This window comes from Pseudobutyrivibrio sp. C4, assembly GCF_900111635.1.
Lineage (GTDB): Bacteria > Bacillota > Clostridia > Lachnospirales > Lachnospiraceae > Pseudobutyrivibrio > Pseudobutyrivibrio ruminis.
Window position 1 is genome coordinate 520478 of the sequence record NZ_FOHF01000001.1, and the last position, 17438, is coordinate 537915.

The window sequence follows — 17438 nt, forward strand, 5'->3', positions numbered from 1 at the left end:
TCTCAAAAATTATTTCTAAACAGCTTTATTTCGCTGTGTATATACAACTGCAAGGATTTCAGCAACAGCCTGATATAGCTCTGGAGGAATAACCTCATCCACATCTACCGTTGCATATAGCGCTCTGGCAAGTGGCTTATTTTCCATGATTGGGACATCATTTTCTGCTGCCACTTCTTTGATTCGTTTTGCTAAATAGTCTTCACCTTTAGCCACAACCTTTGGCGCTTCATCCTTTTCATTGTCATATAAAATTGCAACAGCCAAGTGTGTAGGGTTTGTAATAACTACATCAGCCTGAGGCACATTTTGCATCATACGCCTTTGCGAGCTTTCCATCATCCTACGTCTCTGCTGTCCTTTAATCTGAGGATCTCCCTCGGAATTCTTATACTCATCTTTGACTTCTTGCTTGGTCATTTTCATATCATCATTAAATTTCCAGCGTTGATATGCATAATCAGCAAAGCCAAGAACTATATACACTATACTAATCTTCATACCAGTATCCACGATAATCTGGAAAATAAGGCTCAGCGCTTGTTTTAAAGCAACATCATATAAAATAAATAAGTTATTAGCCTGATCCTTAATACTGGTATAAGCAATATAAACTATCAAAAATATCTTTGCCAATGCCATCAAAAGGTTAACAATTGATTGCTTTGAAAAAATACGTTTAAATCCACTGACTGGATTAAATTTATTAAGCTTTGGTTCCAATGGTTTCATAGTAGGCTTCCATCCTACCTGCACAAGATTAGCAACAAATCCTGTCACAAAACCTATAGCTAAAAATGGTAAAAGAACAATAAAAGTCTTCGCTACAAGGATTCTAAATATTCCACTTATTGTGCCAATAGTCATACCATCACCATTCATAGCTACTATATCTGGTATTATAGCATATATCCAAGCAAATATATCTTCTATACGTGTTCCAGCAAATCCAAGGAACAATCTAAGTCCCAAAAAGAATCCCAGCAACGCAATACCATTAACAATTTCCTTACTTTTTGCAACCTTGCCTTCTTTTCTAGCATCAGAAAGCTTTTTACTGGTAGGTTGTTCAGTCTTCTCTCCGCCTTCACCATCTGGAGCAAAGAATTGAAGATTATATGGAATTAAAACCTGATAATTATCCCTCATCAATAAAGCCCCTGAATAAATAGAGTTTGCATCTTTTTCATTTCTTTGAAAATAAATGCAGCAACGTCTGGTAATAGGAAAATTGTTAAGAACAATACTACAAAACCAACGATAATTTTAAGCTGTGCACCAACAGAAAACATATGAATCTGTGGAGCAACCTTAACCATAATTCCAAGTATTGCATTAAGTATCATAATTACAGCAAATACTGGAAGAATAATTCTAAATGCTATTACAAATATTTCTGTAATAAACATAATGGTAGAACTAAGAAGGGAATCCCATCTAAAAATTGTTCCACCAATTGGAATCAGTGTGTACGCATCACAAAATGTCTTAAAGATATATCTATGCATTCCAGACAATACAAGAAAAATCATAATGAAATTGTTGTATAAGGTACCTGTAACAGAAACCTCTGTCTGAAGTGTTGGATCATACTCCTGAGCCATAGATAGACCTATATTCATGTCTATCATGTTACCAGCCAACAGGATAATGAAATTGCAGCAATATGTACTGAATCCAATTAATAGCCCTGTTATTGCTTCTTGAACAACTAAAAAAGCATATCCTGTAACAGTAGAATAATCCAAGGCGCTAAAATCAACTACGAAATAAAGAAGCAGTGAAACAAGTGCCGAAAAACCAATTTTTACTCTGGCCGGCGTATTACTTGTGTTGAAAAAAGGCGCCACTACTACAAACATGGATATGCGGGTAAGGAGCAATAAAAAGTATTCAAAATTTTGTAATGTAAAATCAATACTAAACATCCATCTAGCCTAAGTAAATACTAAAATTAGCCCATAATTGTGTGATATATTCCGTCAAAACTGTAAGCATCCATGGGCCGAAAAACATAAGCGCAGCAAATACTCCTACTATCTTTGGAATAAAGGTGAGAGTCTGCTCTTGAATAGATGTGACCGTTTGAAAAATACTGATTATAAGACCGATTACTAGAGACACTAGTAAAAGTGGTAATGATGTAATCAGAAGAATGTATATAGCATTCCTGATAATGTCCAAGACCTGTCCTTCAGTCATAACCTATTCTCTCCTTAATAATTCTAATAGAATGTCTTGACTAACCCGCCAATAACAAGATTCCATCCATCAACCAATATAAACAACAATATCTTGAAAGGTAAGGATATTGTGGTAGGCGGAAGCATCATCATACCCATTGACATAAGTACAGATGCAACAACCATATCTATAACAATGAATGGAACATAAATTAGAAATCCAATAATAAAAGCTGTTCTAAGCTCAGATAAAATAAAAGCTGGAACAACGACAGTAAATGGTACAGAATCGTAGTCATCTACCTCATACGAAATGCCAGCAATGTCACAGAACAAATCCAAATCCTTTGTCTGTGTCTGACCATACATGAACTCCCTAACAGGTGCAATTGCATTGTCTATTGCTTCATCCTGAGTGATTTCGCCTGCATCAAATGGATCAATCGCTTCTGTCTTAATCTGCGTAAGTACAGGCGACATAATGAACAAAGTTAAAAACAACGCCAACCCAATCAAAATCTGATTTGGAGGCGCTGTATTGGTTCCAATAGCAGCGCGGACAAAATGTAAAACAATTACGCATCTGGTAAAGGATGTTAGCATTATCAGAATCGAAGGGGATAACGTAATGATTGTAAGAACTAACAGCATTCTAAGAGTAGCCGTAAAGTTTCCATCTTCGCCATCAAAGCTAAGCGTAAATCCTCCGCCTCCAACAACCTCGTCTGAAGCATTTGGTGCATTATCTGTTGCACCGTAATCCTCATTGTCTGCCCCATATTCTGCACTATATTCAGTTGCATGTACAGTTGTACTACTCATAAAAAGGGCGTAACAACCAACCATAGCTGTGATGACCAAGCTAAAGATTACGTACGCCTTCTTGAATTTACTCATAACATTCTGCCCAATCAGTTAATTTTTCTTTCTTGAAAGATTATCTAAAATCGATTTGAAATCTACCGGCATCTGTACAGATGTATCAGTAGCATCCAGTTCTTTAAGTTCAGATGAGGATAATTCCCCTAAAAGGGTAACTTCGTCTTTGCCAACTGCAACCACGAAATATCTATCCTCACCTGCCCTAATAATCTGAACATATTTATTGGTTGCAAGTCTGATGCCCTCTACAATCTCAAGATTTCTATTGAGACCCTGGGACTTTTGATAACCTGCAATCCACTTAGTGACAAACGCAGTAAGTGCAAGCACTCCTACGAATACCACTAAAGCAAAAATCAATTGAAAGATGCTCTCTCCAACCGCTGAAAGAAATAGCATGATTAACCGATAACCTTCTTAACAGCCTCAAGAACACGCTCAGCCTGGAATGGCTTAACGATGAAATCCTTGGCACCAGACTGAATAGCCTCGATAACCATTGCCTGCTGTCCCATTGCAGAGCACATGATAACGCATGCATTAGGATCCTTTTCCTTGATAGCCTTAAGAGCCCCGATACCATCCATTTCTGGCATTGTGATGTCAAGAAGAACGAGATCTGGAGAAAGCTCTGAATACTTTTCAACAGCAATCTTTCCGTTCTCAGCCTCTCCGACTACGTTGTAGCCATTCTTTGTGAGAATGTCCTTAATCATCATTCTCATGAAAGCAGCGTCATCACAGATTAAAATGTTTTTTGCCATGTCTTCATCTCCTTAAATATATTTATTCTTTGATAATTTCTGTTATTCGTACGCCAAAAGACTCTTCGATAACTACTACCTCGCCTTTTGCCACATACTTGCCATTAACAAGTACATCTATTGGTTCACCGGCTATTTTATTAAGCTCGATGATGGTACCTGGTGCAAAATCCAAAATATCTTGGATTGTTTTGTTTGTACGACCTAATTCTACTGTAACTTCCAAAGGAACGTCAAGAATCAAGTCGATATTCTCCTGAGCGAACTGAGCTGCAAAGCCTGGTCCAAACGGAGTAAACTGTGCCGGTTGTACATTTACCTGAGGTCCAGGAGCGTACATATATGGCATCATAGGTTGTCCCTGCATTGGCTGTCCTTGCATCATATTTGGGTCCATCTGAGGTGGTGCCTGCATTTGAGGTGCAGCCTGTGGAGCAGGTGCTGGTTCTGGAGCAGGTGTTGGTGCTGGTGCAGCTTCTGCAACACCGTCATCAACTGTCGAATTGGAATCAGATTCCATATTGTTCAGAACAGAACCACACATTTCCTTGGCAAGTGAGATTGGATACAACTGCATCATCTCACTGTCTACCAATGTTCCAATTTCCATCTTGAAAGCAATTCTTACGAAATTGTGTTTCAAGAATTCATCTATCTCTCCACCGTCTATCGTAGCTAAATCTGTAAGCTGCGCTGTTGGTGGTGAAATATCTACCATTTTGTTCAGCATTGATGACAGTGAGGTTGCACTAGCTCCCATCATCTGATTCATCGCCTCTGAAATAGCTGATAAATGAAGATCAGAAATTTCACCATCTGTATTGGTTCCATCTCCGCCCATCATCAGGTCGGTAATGACCTTAACATCATTTTCTTTTAATACAAGAACGTTGCTACCATCAATACCCTTTGTATATCCAATACGAACAACTACACAAGAGTTGTCGTAACCAGATGCTAATTCCTGCCAGTTTGTTTCGCTAACAACTGGTGTTGAAATCTCAACCTTTTGATTAACAAGAGAAAATAAAGTTGTGGCCGCACTTCCCATGCTTATGTTGGCAACTTCACCGATTGTATCGATTTCCTGCTCTGAAAGCTCTCCGCCACCAGATGATGGCTCGCCAGCAGGGGCATCGGGGATTCCGCCACTAAGTAGTGCATTTATCTCATCCTGTGATAATACACCATCGCCCATTCTACTGTTCCTCCCTTATAATTTGTGTCACTCTAACCGCATAATCTTTGCCTGATGCTCCCGGAAGGGCTTGGAACTTCTTAATATCTCCCACGAAAACATCCAACTCATCGTCGACTTTTGTATCAAGTCTGACTATATCTCCAACCTGAAGCTGTGAAAAATCCGCAACGGTAATTGTGCTATTGCCAAGAACTGCCTTTACAGGTATCTTAGCATGATTAATTAAAGCTTCCACAGCATCTGAATAGCTTTCACCTGTTTTCTCCTTCTGACTACTATACCAGAACTTTGTGTTCAATTTGTCCATAACTGGCTCTAATGTAATAAAAGGTAAACAAATATTCATAAGACCTTCTACATCGCCAATTTTAATATTGACTGTAACAATAGCAATCATCTCTGAAGGAGAGATAATCTGAGCAAACTGTGAATTTGTTTCAATTCGCTCAAGTCTTGGATGTACATCCAAAACGTTTTCCCATGGTTCCCTAAGCAAGTCTACGCATGATGTCATTACTCTCTCAATAATGAGAAGCTCTATTTCTGAAAAGTCTCTAATCTTATCAAGAGGTTCGCCCTCTCCGCCAAGCATTCTGTCTACCATGGCAAAGCCAAGATTAGAAGCCATTTCTACGATAATATTTCCCTCAAGGGGAGAAAAATCTACAATACCTAAAAGAACTGGATTTGATAGAGAGTTTGAAAACTCCATGTATGTAACAGCTTCCGAGTTCATAACCTCTACCTGTATATTCTTTCTGAGGAATATAGGCAAGTTTGTTGATAACAATCTGCCATAATGCTCAAAAATAATTTCCATTGTTCTAAGGTGTTCCTTAGAAAACTTAGAAGGTCTAGCAAAATCGTAGTTCTTTACTGGTTTTTCTTTATTATTTTTAATCTCCTCGGCGTCAAGCTCACCGCTGGTCAACGCATTAAGCAGATTATCTATTTCGTTTTGTGAAAGAACGTCTCCCAAGCTTTCTCACCACCATTCGTCCCAATAATTTCTACTTACAGATTACTGTTTCTGATAAGTAGCACTAGAGAAGTTCACTCTAACGATAAATGAAGATTTAAATAGAGTCTGAAGCTCTTCAAGAATCTCTTCTTTGATTTCATCTTCATTATCTATCATTTCCTGAACTGTATGCTTTTTGATAACTGAATTTATTTTATCACTAATGATATTATCCTGGGCTGTTAAAGTTCCATCAGCTGCATAAGTAGCGTAATCTTCGTTTGTGCTGTCAAGTGATAATGATATACCAAGCACTGCATATCCATCAACAAGGTTGATTGTAAGTGTCTCACCACCATTAACAGGATAATCTACCATATCAGCCACATCAATACTAAGAGATCCAGCTGTATCTCCTGCTTGCAAATCCAAATCGATTGCAGAGCACACCTTTGTGATCAGCTCATTGGCCTTTTGTGTCTCAGGAATAATAGTAATTGTAAGAACCGCTGTAAGAACAAGATTCACAACAACAAGTGCCAGTATAATTACTGTAATCAAATTCTTTTTCATGATTTGCCTTTCTACTCGGCTATATCTGACGAGTATGAATTATATATTTTGATTTCAACGCGTCTATTTCTAGCGCGTCCTTCTGCTGTACTGTTGTCAGCAATAGGTACATACTCTCCTCGTCCAGCTGATTTGATGTATGCTGGATTCAAATCTGTGACTTCTCTGATTCTATCTGCAACATAAAGTGCACGATACATTGAAAGCACATCATTGTTTTCATAAGTTCCAGATGACATTGGAACATTATCTGTATGACCTTCTACCTCGATGATATTGTTATCATACTGAGCGAGTATCTTTGAAAGATTATCTACAATAGTAAGGGCATCATCTGTAAGAACTGCCTTACCTGAATCAAACAGTAACGCACCATTGATGGTAATCATTACATAGTTTGCATTAAAATCTACTTCTACCTGGTCTTGAAGACCATATTCACTAAGCTGAGACTCGATTTCTTCTGCGATCGATTCGCTTTCGCCTGCACCAGCTTGTTCAAGGGCTTCCTGAGCTTCCTCTACAGAAACTCCATTAGAACTAACATCCCCTTCATTTGTAGCGGAGCCGTCCTCTGATTGTTCTCCCTCGTTTTCATTTTCACTTGCGCCTTCTTTTTCATACTGTTCATCATCACCATCATGAACACTATTGAAATAGTCGTCAAACATCTCAAGCTGACTGATACCTGATGATATCATCTGGCCCTCACCAATTGAGGTGCCGCCCTGAGAAAAAATACTAAAGCTAGACTGAATACTTGCAATAACTTCCTGAAACTTTTCTGTATCTGTACTAGACATAGAGAAAAGTAATACGAAGAAACATAGTAGCAAGTTCATCAAGTCTGAGAAGGTGGCCATCCAGGCAGGAGAACCAGCAGGAGCTTCCTCTTGCTTTTGCTTCTTTGCCATTAGCCCTCACCTCCTCCTTCGCCTTCGCCGATAGCACCACGAGATGCAGGTGGCAAGAAGGATTTAAGCTTTTCTTCTATTACACGTGGGTTTTCACCGGCTTGAATTGAAAGTAAGCCTTCCACAGTAATACTCTTTGTCATAACCTCGAGAGAATGATTAACACCAAGCTTTGTACCAACTGGGCCTGTAAGCCAGTTTGCAATCAGTGAACCGTACAAAGTTGTAAGCAACGCAACCGCCATGTTAGGACCGATTGTTGATGCATCCTCAAGGTTCTTTAACATGTTTACCAGACCAACCAGTGTACCAATCATTCCCCAGGCAGGTCCCATTTCACCCCATTTAGACCAGAAGTTAATAGTTACTTTATGTCTATCCTCCATACAGTCCAAATCAGTTTCAAGAATAGCACGAACCAATTCAGGATCAGTACCATCTACAACCAGATTGATTCCCTTTTTAAGGAACTCATCTTCTATTCCATTGGCAGCTTCTTCAAGTGCCAATATACCTTCTTTTCTGGAAATATTTGCAAGATTTATAATCTGAGATATGCTATCAGCTGGGCTACCAACCTTTGGTTCGTTGATAGCTAGTGTGATACCCTTTAATCCTCCGATAAAGTCCGGCATTTTGTTACATGCCATACAAGAAGACAAAGAACCACCGATAGTAATAATAACTGATGGAACATCTATGAAGTTTGCCATGGCTGCGACACCACCAGAAGACACGATACCGAAGATAACCATTACGACACCGAGTACTAAACCAGCTAAAGAAGCTATATCCAAAGCAATCACCATCCTATAAAAAATTGAGTAAAAACTAGTAAAATGTATAGAAATACACGGTATACACTTTTGTGATTATTTTACTAGATTTATAAATTATTGTCTACTTTTATCAGTAAAATCGTCTCATATTATTGTGTTTTTTCCATGTCCAAACCACAAAATATAGTTTCTTCACAGAATTTTTAGATTTTCAGCAAAAAAGCCAAGCCTTAACGACTTGGCTTTTAGAGACTATAAATTATTAACGCTTAAGATTAATAAGTTCCTCAAGCATTGTATCTGATACTGTGATAATACGTGAGTTTGCCTGGAAACCACGCTGTGTAGTAATCATATCAGTAAACTCTGCAGACAAATCAACGTTAGACATTTCAAGCTGTCCTGTGTTCATTGCAGAACCATCAGCTGAAACTACAAGTCCAATACCATCGAACTCGCCTGAGTTAAGTGTTGTCTTATAGCAGTTATCTCCCATTTCCTCAAGACCAGATGCGTTAGCAAACTGCGCCACTGGAATCTGTCCCAAAAGAACTGTATTACCATTGCTATATGAACCATAAATTTCACCATTGCTTGAAACAGAAAGACCTGTCATTGTACCAAGCTTCTTACCTGCTCCATTAGAAGCATCCTCAGATGTACCTCTGTTACCAACTGCTGTAGATGTTCCACCGTTGTCGTACATTGTAAGAAGTGAAAAATCAATTGTAACATCTGCTAATGCAGCATCAGCTCTATTAGGTCTATTAGGTCCAAGTAAAGAAGTGTTCATTACAAGCTGTGACTGTCCACGTTCTCCTGCAAATGTAAGATCACCTTTGCTTGTATCAAACTTAAGATCATAGCTTATAGTAGTTGTTGTAATAGTAAGTGTAGAATCACTTGCATAAGCAACTCCTGTAACAGTGTCATCAGCTGACAAACCTGCTACTGCAGATGCCAAAGGAATTGTTGTAGTTCCATTGCTAAATGTCTGAGAAGCTGCATCGTAAAGATATGGAACAGTTGTATCTCCATTTACATAAAGAGCTAAATCGCCAGTAGTAGTGTTACCGAATGTGTAGCCACTACCATCTGCTGCCGAATATATATGATCTACAGGGTTTGTAGTACCAAAAATATCTGACTTGTTTCCGCCAGCAGCTACATATTCTGCAAGCAAATCATTATTATCCTGATCGTATAAGTTAGTAAGCTCTACAGTGTATTCGCCTGTTGTTCCATTTACAAGCTTAAATGAGAACTTAGCTGTGTATGAATAACCAAGGTTATCATAGATAGTAAATGAACGAACATAACCATTTGTAGAGCTAAACTGTGTATCATTCTTATCGATTACACCGCTGAAGTTAGCCTGTGTTGTTGCTTCTGGTGCACTTGTAAGATTTTCAGGGGCCATAACTCTAAGTGGAGAAACTGTATCTTGTACAATAACAGGTGTACCACTAGAAGTATCTGTCTGCCATCCCATTACAAGATAGCCTGTTGTTGTCATAGCAAGGTTACCATTTCCATCAATATAGAATGAACCAGCTCTTGTAAATACGTTTTCAGAACCGTTATTAACGATAAAGAAATTTGTTGAGTTTGTATCAGAAAGTCTGATATCAAGAGCATCACCAGTAGACTGAGCAGCACCTGATGAAGTAATGGAAATCTTTGTAGCTCCATTAGTAACACCAAGACCTATTTGCTTAGCATTTGTACCACCACGGTTTTCTGTAGCGCCTGATGCCTGTGAAGTTGTCTGATACATAATATCAGAAAAAGTGGTTGAAGATGATTTGAACGCAACTGTGTTTACGTTGGAGATGTTATTACCAATAACATCCATCTTTGTCTGGTGTGTCTTAAGACCTGCAACACCAGAGAAAAGTGATCTCATCATAATGAATGACCTCCTCAAAGCATAATGCTATTGAGGTGACTGTTTGTTCCTTCTGTCAGTCGGGAACAATTAGCTTCCATAAGGTCCAGCTAAACTATAACAGCACCGTCAATATTTGTAAAAATGTTTTCGTCTGATTCAGTCTGATCCATAGCTGTAACTACGGTTTGATTAGGTACATTAACGATAAATGCCAATGTATCAACTAATACTAAAGAATCAGTAATTCCCTTTTCTGAGGCTTTCTGTACGCCTTCTTCAAGTCTAAGGGATTGTTCCTCAGAAAGCTTAATATTTCTATCATCAAGTCTCTGAGTGGCATGCTTTGAAAACTTAAGCTCTGAAGCGCTTTCAAGCTTCTGCTTAAAAATATCCTCAAAGGATGCACCGTTAAGGTTGCCCAGTGGTCTGGACTCTTGGGCTGGATTAAGATATGTTCCAGCTACCTGCTCAATGGAGGTGAAATTTGGATTAATATTTAAATTGCTCATTTTATCCCTCCTAATTAAGCTTCTTCTACTGCCGCCTCTTCACTTTCTTTATCGGCAGCTTCTTTTGCAGATTTTAGTTTTTCAAACTGTGAAACTACTTCGTTGTACTTTTTGATTAAGTCTTCGTTAACAAATGAAAGACTATATGCATCCATTGCATTAACGTAACCAGTTGCTGTAGCAATCTTCTCTTCGTCCTTGAGAGTAACTTCCTCTACCTTTGGAAGTGCATTAATAGCATCTGTCAAAAGACTTGAAAGATACTTAGCAGTGTAGTACTCCTCATCAACAACAGAATCGATTTTAGACATGTCATACAACTTTCCATTTACAGAAACCTTCATGACATCATCATCGTCTTTTGTGACGTAATCAACCTTGCCTTCAACAGTTTTACCATCAGATGTAAGTGAAACAACCTTTCCAACCATACTGTTGGCCTGAAGGCTTTCCATACTAGATTTAACTGTCTGAAGTGTTTCAATCTGTGTAAATGATGCAAGCTGTGTAACGTACTGACTGTTATCTGTTGGCTCCAATGGATCCTGATACTGCATTTCTGCTGTCAAAAGCTTTAAAAACATTTCCTGATTATATTCAGTACCGTTGTTTTTAGATGCTGTTTTTGAAGTAGAATTTGTAGTTTCGCTTTTAGTTGCTTCTGTTGAAGCAGTTGTCTTTTTGTACTGCCCATTAGTAAGCGCACCAACTAATAAATCTTCCGCCATTTATTTCCTCCTCCCGTTATGCTTGGAAATCTAATGTATTACCATTATCTTTCATCATCTGAGCTATAAGAATATCTTCTTCCGACATGAGCCCTGTCAAATCATCCATGCTGTTAAGATTAATTCTGTTGCTTCGTTTTTCTGACTGATTTGCCTGTTCATCACGTCTTTGCTCATTTCTAGCATCTTCTTCAAGATTCTTTTCAAACTCATGTGTTCCAACCGAAACCTCAATGGAAGTAACCTTAGCGGAACTATTCTGAGTCATCTCTACACGAAGATTTGCCATTTGAGACTCTAGCGCCTGTTTAACTGCATCGTTCTCAGTGAAAATTCTTGCAGTTATTTCATCACCCTTTTGAGTGACCTCCATGAAAATCTTTCCTAATCCCTCTGGGTTAAGAGTCATTTCCATTGTTGTAGATTCTGCCTCATTAAGAATTCTAGCCTGTTCAACTAACTGGTTAACAATTTCCTCAGATGAAACTGTCTGACCTGTAGGAAGTGATACCAACTGTTCTTCTGGTGAGAATTGAATCTCGATTCTTGGCTCTCCAAAAATCATTCCATCATTTCGAATAATTGGTTCTGAAGGCTTTGTAGTCTGTCTTAAAACTACGTTTTCTTGAGTTTTAGCATTAGGCTGTTCAAAAGATGAATCTTCTGAATCAGACTGCTTTGCATCAACATTTTCTTTTAATGTGATTTGCTGACTTGGCTCTGCATCTTCTGATACAAAATCTGTACTTTCAGAGCTATCCTCAGGCTTAACAATAGTTGTTTCAACCTGAACTGCCACTGACTCCTCTGGAATGTCTTCAGCAACCTCAAGAACCTCTTCAGGATTAACCTGGGTAAGGCTTTCGTCCTTAGGCACATCCACATCAATCATTTCCTGTGAAGCATAAGAAATAACAATATCCTTTACCTCAACAAAGGAAATACCTGTTTCTTCAAATAGCTGATTTGTGAGTTCATTAACTACATCAAGAATACCTTTAAATTCATCGCTCATTACTAATGCGATAGAATCATCCTCGCCTGTAAGTGTAGCTACAAGCTGAGCTAAATCCTGAGGATTTAATAAATCGATAACCGTAAGCCCTAAAGTTTCCATTGCTTTTTCAATGTCTTCTTCAGTAACATCCAGCTCTTCCTCAATCACCGCCTTAACTTTGTCTACCGCTTCATTTACCTTCTCAACAACTTCTTCATTTACTGTATCAGGCTTTTCTTCGGCTTTGATAACCTTTGGTTCCTTTGATACACTGAAGGATTTGTTGCTTGCATCTGCTTGACTAGAATTATCCGCAGGTGCAGGTACATCACTAGGCTTGATGGCATTCTGCAATGTTTTGTCAAATCCAAATCCTGATTTTGGAAGCTCTGTTTTAGCATCCACAAGATCCACATTGACATTTCCCACTTGAACCAGCAAGTTAGAAACATTGCTACTTGTCATGTGTTGTCCTCCTTTCTTATATTCTCTTTTCAAATTGCAAATATAAGACTAAGGCTCCATCATCTTGGTTATAATAGCTGCATTTTCTTCGGACATAGCAGCTAAAATATCTGCCCTTGTACTAGCGTCCATAGCTGAGAGAATCTCGCATACAAGATCAAAATCATCTGTCATAGTATCAAATATGGCAGCTGCATCTTTGGCTTTCATGCTTGAATATGCCTTAACATAATCTTCGATTTCTTCATCCGTTTGGATTTGAGAAACCACCTGTTTATAGATAGCTTCAGCATTCTCAGGCTCTATAGACTCATAGTAAGTCTTATATTCATTTATATCGGGTGCATTATCCGAAAAAACAACCTCTTCATAAAATTTTTCTTTAGTTTCTTCGAATGCTGCCTCGTTGGCCTTGTATTCAGCAAGTTCTGCTGAAGCCGCCTCTAATTCTGCAATATAATCACTATTTTGTGTGCCTGTTTCCTTGAGTTCTTCTATTTCCACCTCAAGCTCTTTGATTCGATCTACAGCCTCTTCAACTGTAGTATAAGCTGCATATTCATCTTCTTCTGCCGGGATATATTCCTCAATACCAGGTAAGATTCGATTAACATATGGTACATCCTTTAAAACAGGAAATAGCACTGTCGAACCAAATCCACCAACATCCATCTTTACAAGGAACGCAAAAATAACAAGCCAAATCAGAATAATCAACAGCACAACAAAGCCCATGATAAGTTTTCCGCCAATACCTAAGCTTTCCTCATCATCAGCTCCCTCTTCGCCGTTATTCTTAGCATCTTTTTTAGCCTGTTTCTCAGCTTTTTTTGCTTCTTTTTCAGCTTTCTTTGCAGCCTTTGGATCTTCTTCAGTAGTGCTTCCTACTTCTTCTGTTACATCTGCCATAACTTACTCTTCCTCTTTCTCTGCATTAAAATATGAATAACTAACCAACTCATCTGTAATCTTGCTCTCTTCATAATCAAGCTCATCCAGGAACTCCTCAAACGCATGCTCTCTAAGCTTTTCATGCATCTTTCGCTCCATCATAACTTCATTAAGCTTTTTTCTAGCAACTTCCATTGCTTTTTGGGCCTTTGAAAGCTCTATCATTTGATCACGAAGGGCAACCTTCATCGAAGAAATTGCATTTTTACAGGTTTTGATTTTACTAATATCAATATCACCAATAGAAAGCTCTTTTAACTGTCTTTCATAGCCTGCCTGCTTAATCATCAACTCTCGTAGCTTTTGCTGCTCTTCGTTGAACCTGGCAGTAGCCATTCCAAAATTAGCTTTCTCTTGTTCTTCGATTTTCTGTTTTAGCTCTAGAATGTTTTGCATTCTGTAAACAAACTTCGCCATAATTCACTCCTTATTAATCCTGGAATATAGCTGTCATTTGCTCAATAATATCATCATACTCAAATCTATCGTGTGTCTGCTGTAACAAGAATTCGTTAACAGCATCAATCTTTTTAATAGCATAATCAATAGATTTGTTTGAACCATTTTTGTATGCACCAATATTAATCAAATCTTCTGCTTCCTGATAGGTGGCAAGAACATTTTTAAGCTTACCTGCCACAGCTTTATGCTCTGGTGTAGCTACAGCAGACATAACTCTGGAAATAGACTGCAGCACATCAATAGCTGGGTAATGATTCTTTTGAGCCAACTTTCTGTTAAGCATAATATGTCCATCCAAAATTGAACGGGCTGTATCAGTGATAGGTTCGTTGAAATCATCACCATCAACAAGTACGGTATAAAGACCTGTAATTGAACCAACAGCAGAATTACCTGCTCTTTCCAAAAGACGAGGCATTTCAGAATATACTGAAGGTGGATATCCTCGTGTAACAGGAGGCTCACCCGATGCAAGGCCGATTTCTCTTTGTGCCATAGAAAAACGAGTCAGTGAATCCATCATAAGAAGGACGTCTTTTCCCTGGTCTCTAAAGTATTCAGCAATAGCTGTAGCTGTCAATGCAGCCTTCTTTCTGATTAAGGCCGGCTTATCAGAGGTAGCACAAACTACTACGGAACGAGCCATGCCTTCTGGGCCCAAATCATTTTCTACGAATTCTCTAACCTCTCGTCCACGCTCTCCAATAAGAGCGATAACATTTATTTCAGCCTTTGTATTTCTAGCGAACATACCCATAAGTGTAGATTTACCAACACCTGAGCCAGCAAAAATACCAATTCTCTGTCCCTTACCTACAGTAATCAAACCATCAACGGCCTTTACTCCTAAAGACAAAGGCTCCTTTATGATTACACGAGACATTGGATCTGGTGGATCAGCTTCTGCTGGATAATTAACCATGTTGTCAAACTGAGTTAAATCATCAACATCCGATGGCACTCCAAGTCCATCAACCAAATGGCCTAATAACTCATTTCCAACAGCAACCTCCAGAGGATGCCCGGTATTTTCAACCATACATCCTACGCCGATTCCCTCTACATTCTCATAAGGCATCAAAAGCAGACGTTTATCTTTAAAACCGACAACCTCTGCTTTTATTCTTTCCTCAGAGCCTTCTACAATGATTTCACATAAATCACGTAGCTTGGCCTCAGGCCCAACTGATTCAATTGTAAGTCCAACTACTTTAACCACCTTGCCGAGAGATTTAAAATAATCCTTTTCAACAAGCTGCATTAGTGAATTTTGGTCCAAATCATTCTCCTTAGTTCAAGGCTTTTATCTCTCTAATAAGATTGTCCAGTTCGGTATCGATACTACAGTCGAAAATTCCACCATCAGTCTCGATAATGCACTGGTCATCATTCAAAAGGGGATCTGCGATAATATCAAGTCCTACCTCAGCTCCTACCTTTCCTTGAATCTCATCTTTTTTGCTCTTTATATATTCTGCATTTGCATCGCTGACCTTGATTTGCATCTGGCCAGTACGCTCAATTTTCATAATACAATGATCTAAAAGATGATATATTACATCCTTTCGACCTGACAACTCTGCAGCAAACACATGCTCAAATACAGGAAGACACATTTCAACGATTTCGCGCTCCATTTGAAGCTGACGCTCCATATACTCATTTTGAACACGTTCAACCTCTGCTCTCATTTGAACTTGAGCATCCTGAAGCTCCAACGCCGCTCTTTGAGTACCTTCGTTGTATCCTTCCTTTTCTCCATCCTGACGAGCAAGATTTTTCATAGCATCAGCATTAAGCTGAGCTGCATTGAGAATCTCCTGTGCCTGGGCGTTAGCATCATCAATAATAGCCTGCGCTTGATTTCTGGCATCTTCTAAAAGCTCTTCTACCTGAGCAGATACATCCGGCTCATCCTTTTGCATGATAGTATCGGCTAAGCCTAAGAACTCATCAGCATCCATTCCATCAGGAATTTCCTCGCCAGCTTCACGCATAGCAGCTAAACGACGCTCTCGCTCTTCTTCGAGAAGCTTCGCTTTATATTCTCTTTCTTGTTTAAGAATCAGCTGCTTAGCTAATTCATTTGAGTCAATTACAAGCTGCTCAGTTTCGCCTTCCTCATCTGGAAGATTTGGTGCAACCTGGAAGCCGTAAATGACATTATTACTAGACAACAAGCTCGTCTCCTCCACCTCTTGAAATTACAATCTCTGCGGAATCCTCCAGCTTTCTGATTATACCTACAATCTTCTGCTGTGCTTCCTCTACATCTTTCATACGTACAGGGCCCATGAATTCCATATCTTCCTTGATCATTGCAGCAAGACGAGAAGAAAGGTTCTTGAATATAGCCGCCTGAACCTCATCATTTGCTCCCTTAAGAGCCACACCAAGATCAGAGTTATCAACATCCCTAAGAACACGCTGAATAGCTCTATCATCAAGAAGCAAGATATCCTCGAATACGAACATCTTCTTTCTGATTTCTTCAGCAAGCTCTGGCTCTTCGATTTCCAGAGACTCCATGATACGCTTTTCTGTACCACGGTCTACTGTATTTAAAATGTTTACTACCGCATCTACACCGCCGGCGATAGTGTAATCCTGATTGATAAGTGAAGAAAGCTTTCTTTCAAGCACTCGCTCAACCTCTTTAATAACTTCAGGACTGGTTCTATCCATCATAGCAATACGCTTTGCAACATCAGCCTGCTTTTCTGGAGGCAAAGCACCGATAATAAGGGATGCCTGACCAGCAGACAGATATGACAGAATCATAGCAATTGTCTGTGGATGTTCGTCCTGTATGAAGTTCAACACCTGAGAAGGCTCGGTCTTTCGAATGAACTCGAATGGTCGAACCTGCAAAGATGCAGTAAGCTTTGTGATAACGTCCTGAGCCCTGTCGTCGCCAAGAGCCTTTTCCAAAAGCTCTTTTGCGTAGCCAATACCACCTTCTGCGATATATTGCTGTGCAAGACAAACCTGATAGAACTCTTCTATAACTTCTTCCTTCAAGGCAGGAGAAATGCTCCTGGTATTAGCAATCTCAAGTGTTAATTCTTCGATTTCCTCTTCCTTGAGATGTTTAAATATCTGAGCAGACTTCTCCGGACCAAGAGCGATGAGAAGTATAGCCGCTTTTTGTACGCCATTTAAATCTTCAGTAGCCATA

Annotated in this window: 20 protein-coding genes; all 20 read right to left on the minus strand. The window is 39.1% G+C overall.

The features are described from left to right. Window positions 1–15 precede the first annotated feature (15 nt). The 20 genes from flhB to fliG all read right to left on the minus strand — a co-directional run bounded on the left by flhB (window position 16) and on the right by fliG (window position 17437). Window positions 16–1149 (minus strand): flagellar biosynthesis protein FlhB, encoded by a 1134-nt coding sequence (flhB, locus tag BMY66_RS02520; protein ID WP_090394028.1) that lies wholly within the window; start codon window positions 1147–1149, stop codon window positions 16–18. Beyond that, window positions 1149–1928, minus strand: coding sequence for a flagellar biosynthetic protein FliR (locus BMY66_RS02525; protein WP_044934144.1), 780 nt, complete (start codon window positions 1926–1928; stop codon window positions 1149–1151). The genes flhB and BMY66_RS02525 overlap by 1 nt, the downstream gene beginning before the upstream one ends. A 4-nt stretch (window positions 1929–1932) precedes the next feature. Then, window positions 1933–2202, minus strand: coding sequence for a flagellar biosynthesis protein FliQ (gene fliQ, locus BMY66_RS02530; protein ID WP_044934142.1), 270 nt, complete (start codon window positions 2200–2202; stop codon window positions 1933–1935). Window positions 2203–2225: 23 nt separating this feature from the next. Then, window positions 2226–3080 carry a flagellar type III secretion system pore protein FliP gene (gene fliP, locus BMY66_RS02535; RefSeq protein ID WP_044934139.1) on the minus strand — a complete coding sequence of 285 codons (855 nt, stop codon included), beginning with the start codon at window positions 3078–3080 and terminating at the stop codon, window positions 2226–2228. Window positions 3081–3098: 18 nt separating this feature from the next. Beyond that, on the minus strand, window positions 3099–3464 hold the full coding sequence (locus BMY66_RS02540) for a flagellar biosynthetic protein FliO (RefSeq protein ID WP_090394029.1): 366 nt from the start codon (window positions 3462–3464) through the stop codon (window positions 3099–3101). 2 nt (window positions 3465–3466) lie between these two features. Beyond that, a complete protein-coding gene (locus BMY66_RS02545; protein WP_044934133.1) occupies window positions 3467–3829 on the minus strand; it encodes a response regulator in 363 nt (120 codons plus the stop codon). Between the two features lie 22 nt (window positions 3830–3851). Then, a complete protein-coding gene (gene fliY, locus BMY66_RS02550; protein ID WP_090394030.1) occupies window positions 3852–5027 on the minus strand; it encodes a flagellar motor switch phosphatase FliY in 1176 nt (391 codons plus the stop codon). Window position 5028: 1 nt separating this feature from the next. After that, window positions 5029–6009: a flagellar motor switch protein FliM gene (fliM, locus tag BMY66_RS02555; protein WP_033153980.1), complete on the minus strand. Its 981-nt coding sequence runs from the start codon at window positions 6007–6009 to the stop codon at window positions 5029–5031. Window positions 6010–6051: 42 nt separating this feature from the next. Then, window positions 6052–6564: an SPFH domain-containing protein gene (locus BMY66_RS02560; RefSeq protein ID WP_044934128.1), complete on the minus strand. Its 513-nt coding sequence runs from the start codon at window positions 6562–6564 to the stop codon at window positions 6052–6054. Between the two features lie 11 nt (window positions 6565–6575). Beyond that, on the minus strand, window positions 6576–7478 hold the full coding sequence (locus BMY66_RS02565; protein ID WP_044934126.1) for an OmpA/MotB family protein: 903 nt from the start codon (window positions 7476–7478) through the stop codon (window positions 6576–6578). Next, window positions 7478–8275, minus strand: a complete 798-nt coding sequence (locus tag BMY66_RS02570) for a motility protein A (protein ID WP_044934124.1) — start codon at window positions 8273–8275, stop codon at window positions 7478–7480. Before BMY66_RS02570 ends, BMY66_RS02565 begins: the two co-directional genes overlap by 1 nt. A gap of 244 nt (window positions 8276–8519) precedes the next feature. Then, window positions 8520–10166, minus strand: a complete 1647-nt coding sequence (locus BMY66_RS02575; RefSeq protein ID WP_090394031.1) for a flagellar hook protein FlgE — start codon at window positions 10164–10166, stop codon at window positions 8520–8522. An 89-nt stretch (window positions 10167–10255) separates the two neighbouring features. Next, a complete protein-coding gene (locus BMY66_RS02580) occupies window positions 10256–10657 on the minus strand; it encodes a TIGR02530 family flagellar biosynthesis protein (RefSeq protein WP_044934120.1) in 402 nt (133 codons plus the stop codon). A 14-nt stretch (window positions 10658–10671) separates the two neighbouring features. Further along, window positions 10672–11385 (minus strand): flagellar hook assembly protein FlgD, encoded by a 714-nt coding sequence (locus BMY66_RS02585; RefSeq protein WP_090394032.1) that lies wholly within the window; start codon window positions 11383–11385, stop codon window positions 10672–10674. Window positions 11386–11401: 16 nt separating this feature from the next. After that, the gene (locus tag BMY66_RS02590; protein WP_090394033.1) at window positions 11402–12847 is read right to left on the minus strand and encodes a flagellar hook-length control protein FliK; all 1446 of its coding nucleotides are present in this window, start codon (window positions 12845–12847) and stop codon (window positions 11402–11404) included. Between the two features lie 48 nt (window positions 12848–12895). Then, window positions 12896–13756 carry a MotE family protein gene (locus BMY66_RS02595; RefSeq protein ID WP_044934118.1) on the minus strand — a complete coding sequence of 287 codons (861 nt, stop codon included), beginning with the start codon at window positions 13754–13756 and terminating at the stop codon, window positions 12896–12898. 3 nt (window positions 13757–13759) lie between these two features. Next, window positions 13760–14215, minus strand: a complete 456-nt coding sequence (gene fliJ / locus BMY66_RS02600) for a flagellar export protein FliJ (protein WP_044934116.1) — start codon at window positions 14213–14215, stop codon at window positions 13760–13762. Between the two features lie 13 nt (window positions 14216–14228). Then, window positions 14229–15539: a flagellar protein export ATPase FliI gene (gene fliI / locus BMY66_RS02605; RefSeq protein ID WP_305809632.1), complete on the minus strand. Its 1311-nt coding sequence runs from the start codon at window positions 15537–15539 to the stop codon at window positions 14229–14231. Between the two features lie 10 nt (window positions 15540–15549). Next, complete coding sequence (locus tag BMY66_RS02610; protein ID WP_090394034.1) at window positions 15550–16437, minus strand: FliH/SctL family protein; 888 nt, start codon at window positions 16435–16437, stop codon at window positions 15550–15552. Beyond that, on the minus strand, window positions 16430–17437 hold the full coding sequence (gene fliG, locus BMY66_RS02615) for a flagellar motor switch protein FliG (RefSeq protein WP_033153970.1): 1008 nt from the start codon (window positions 17435–17437) through the stop codon (window positions 16430–16432). The genes BMY66_RS02610 and fliG overlap by 8 nt, the downstream gene beginning before the upstream one ends. Window position 17438 lies beyond the last annotated feature (1 nt).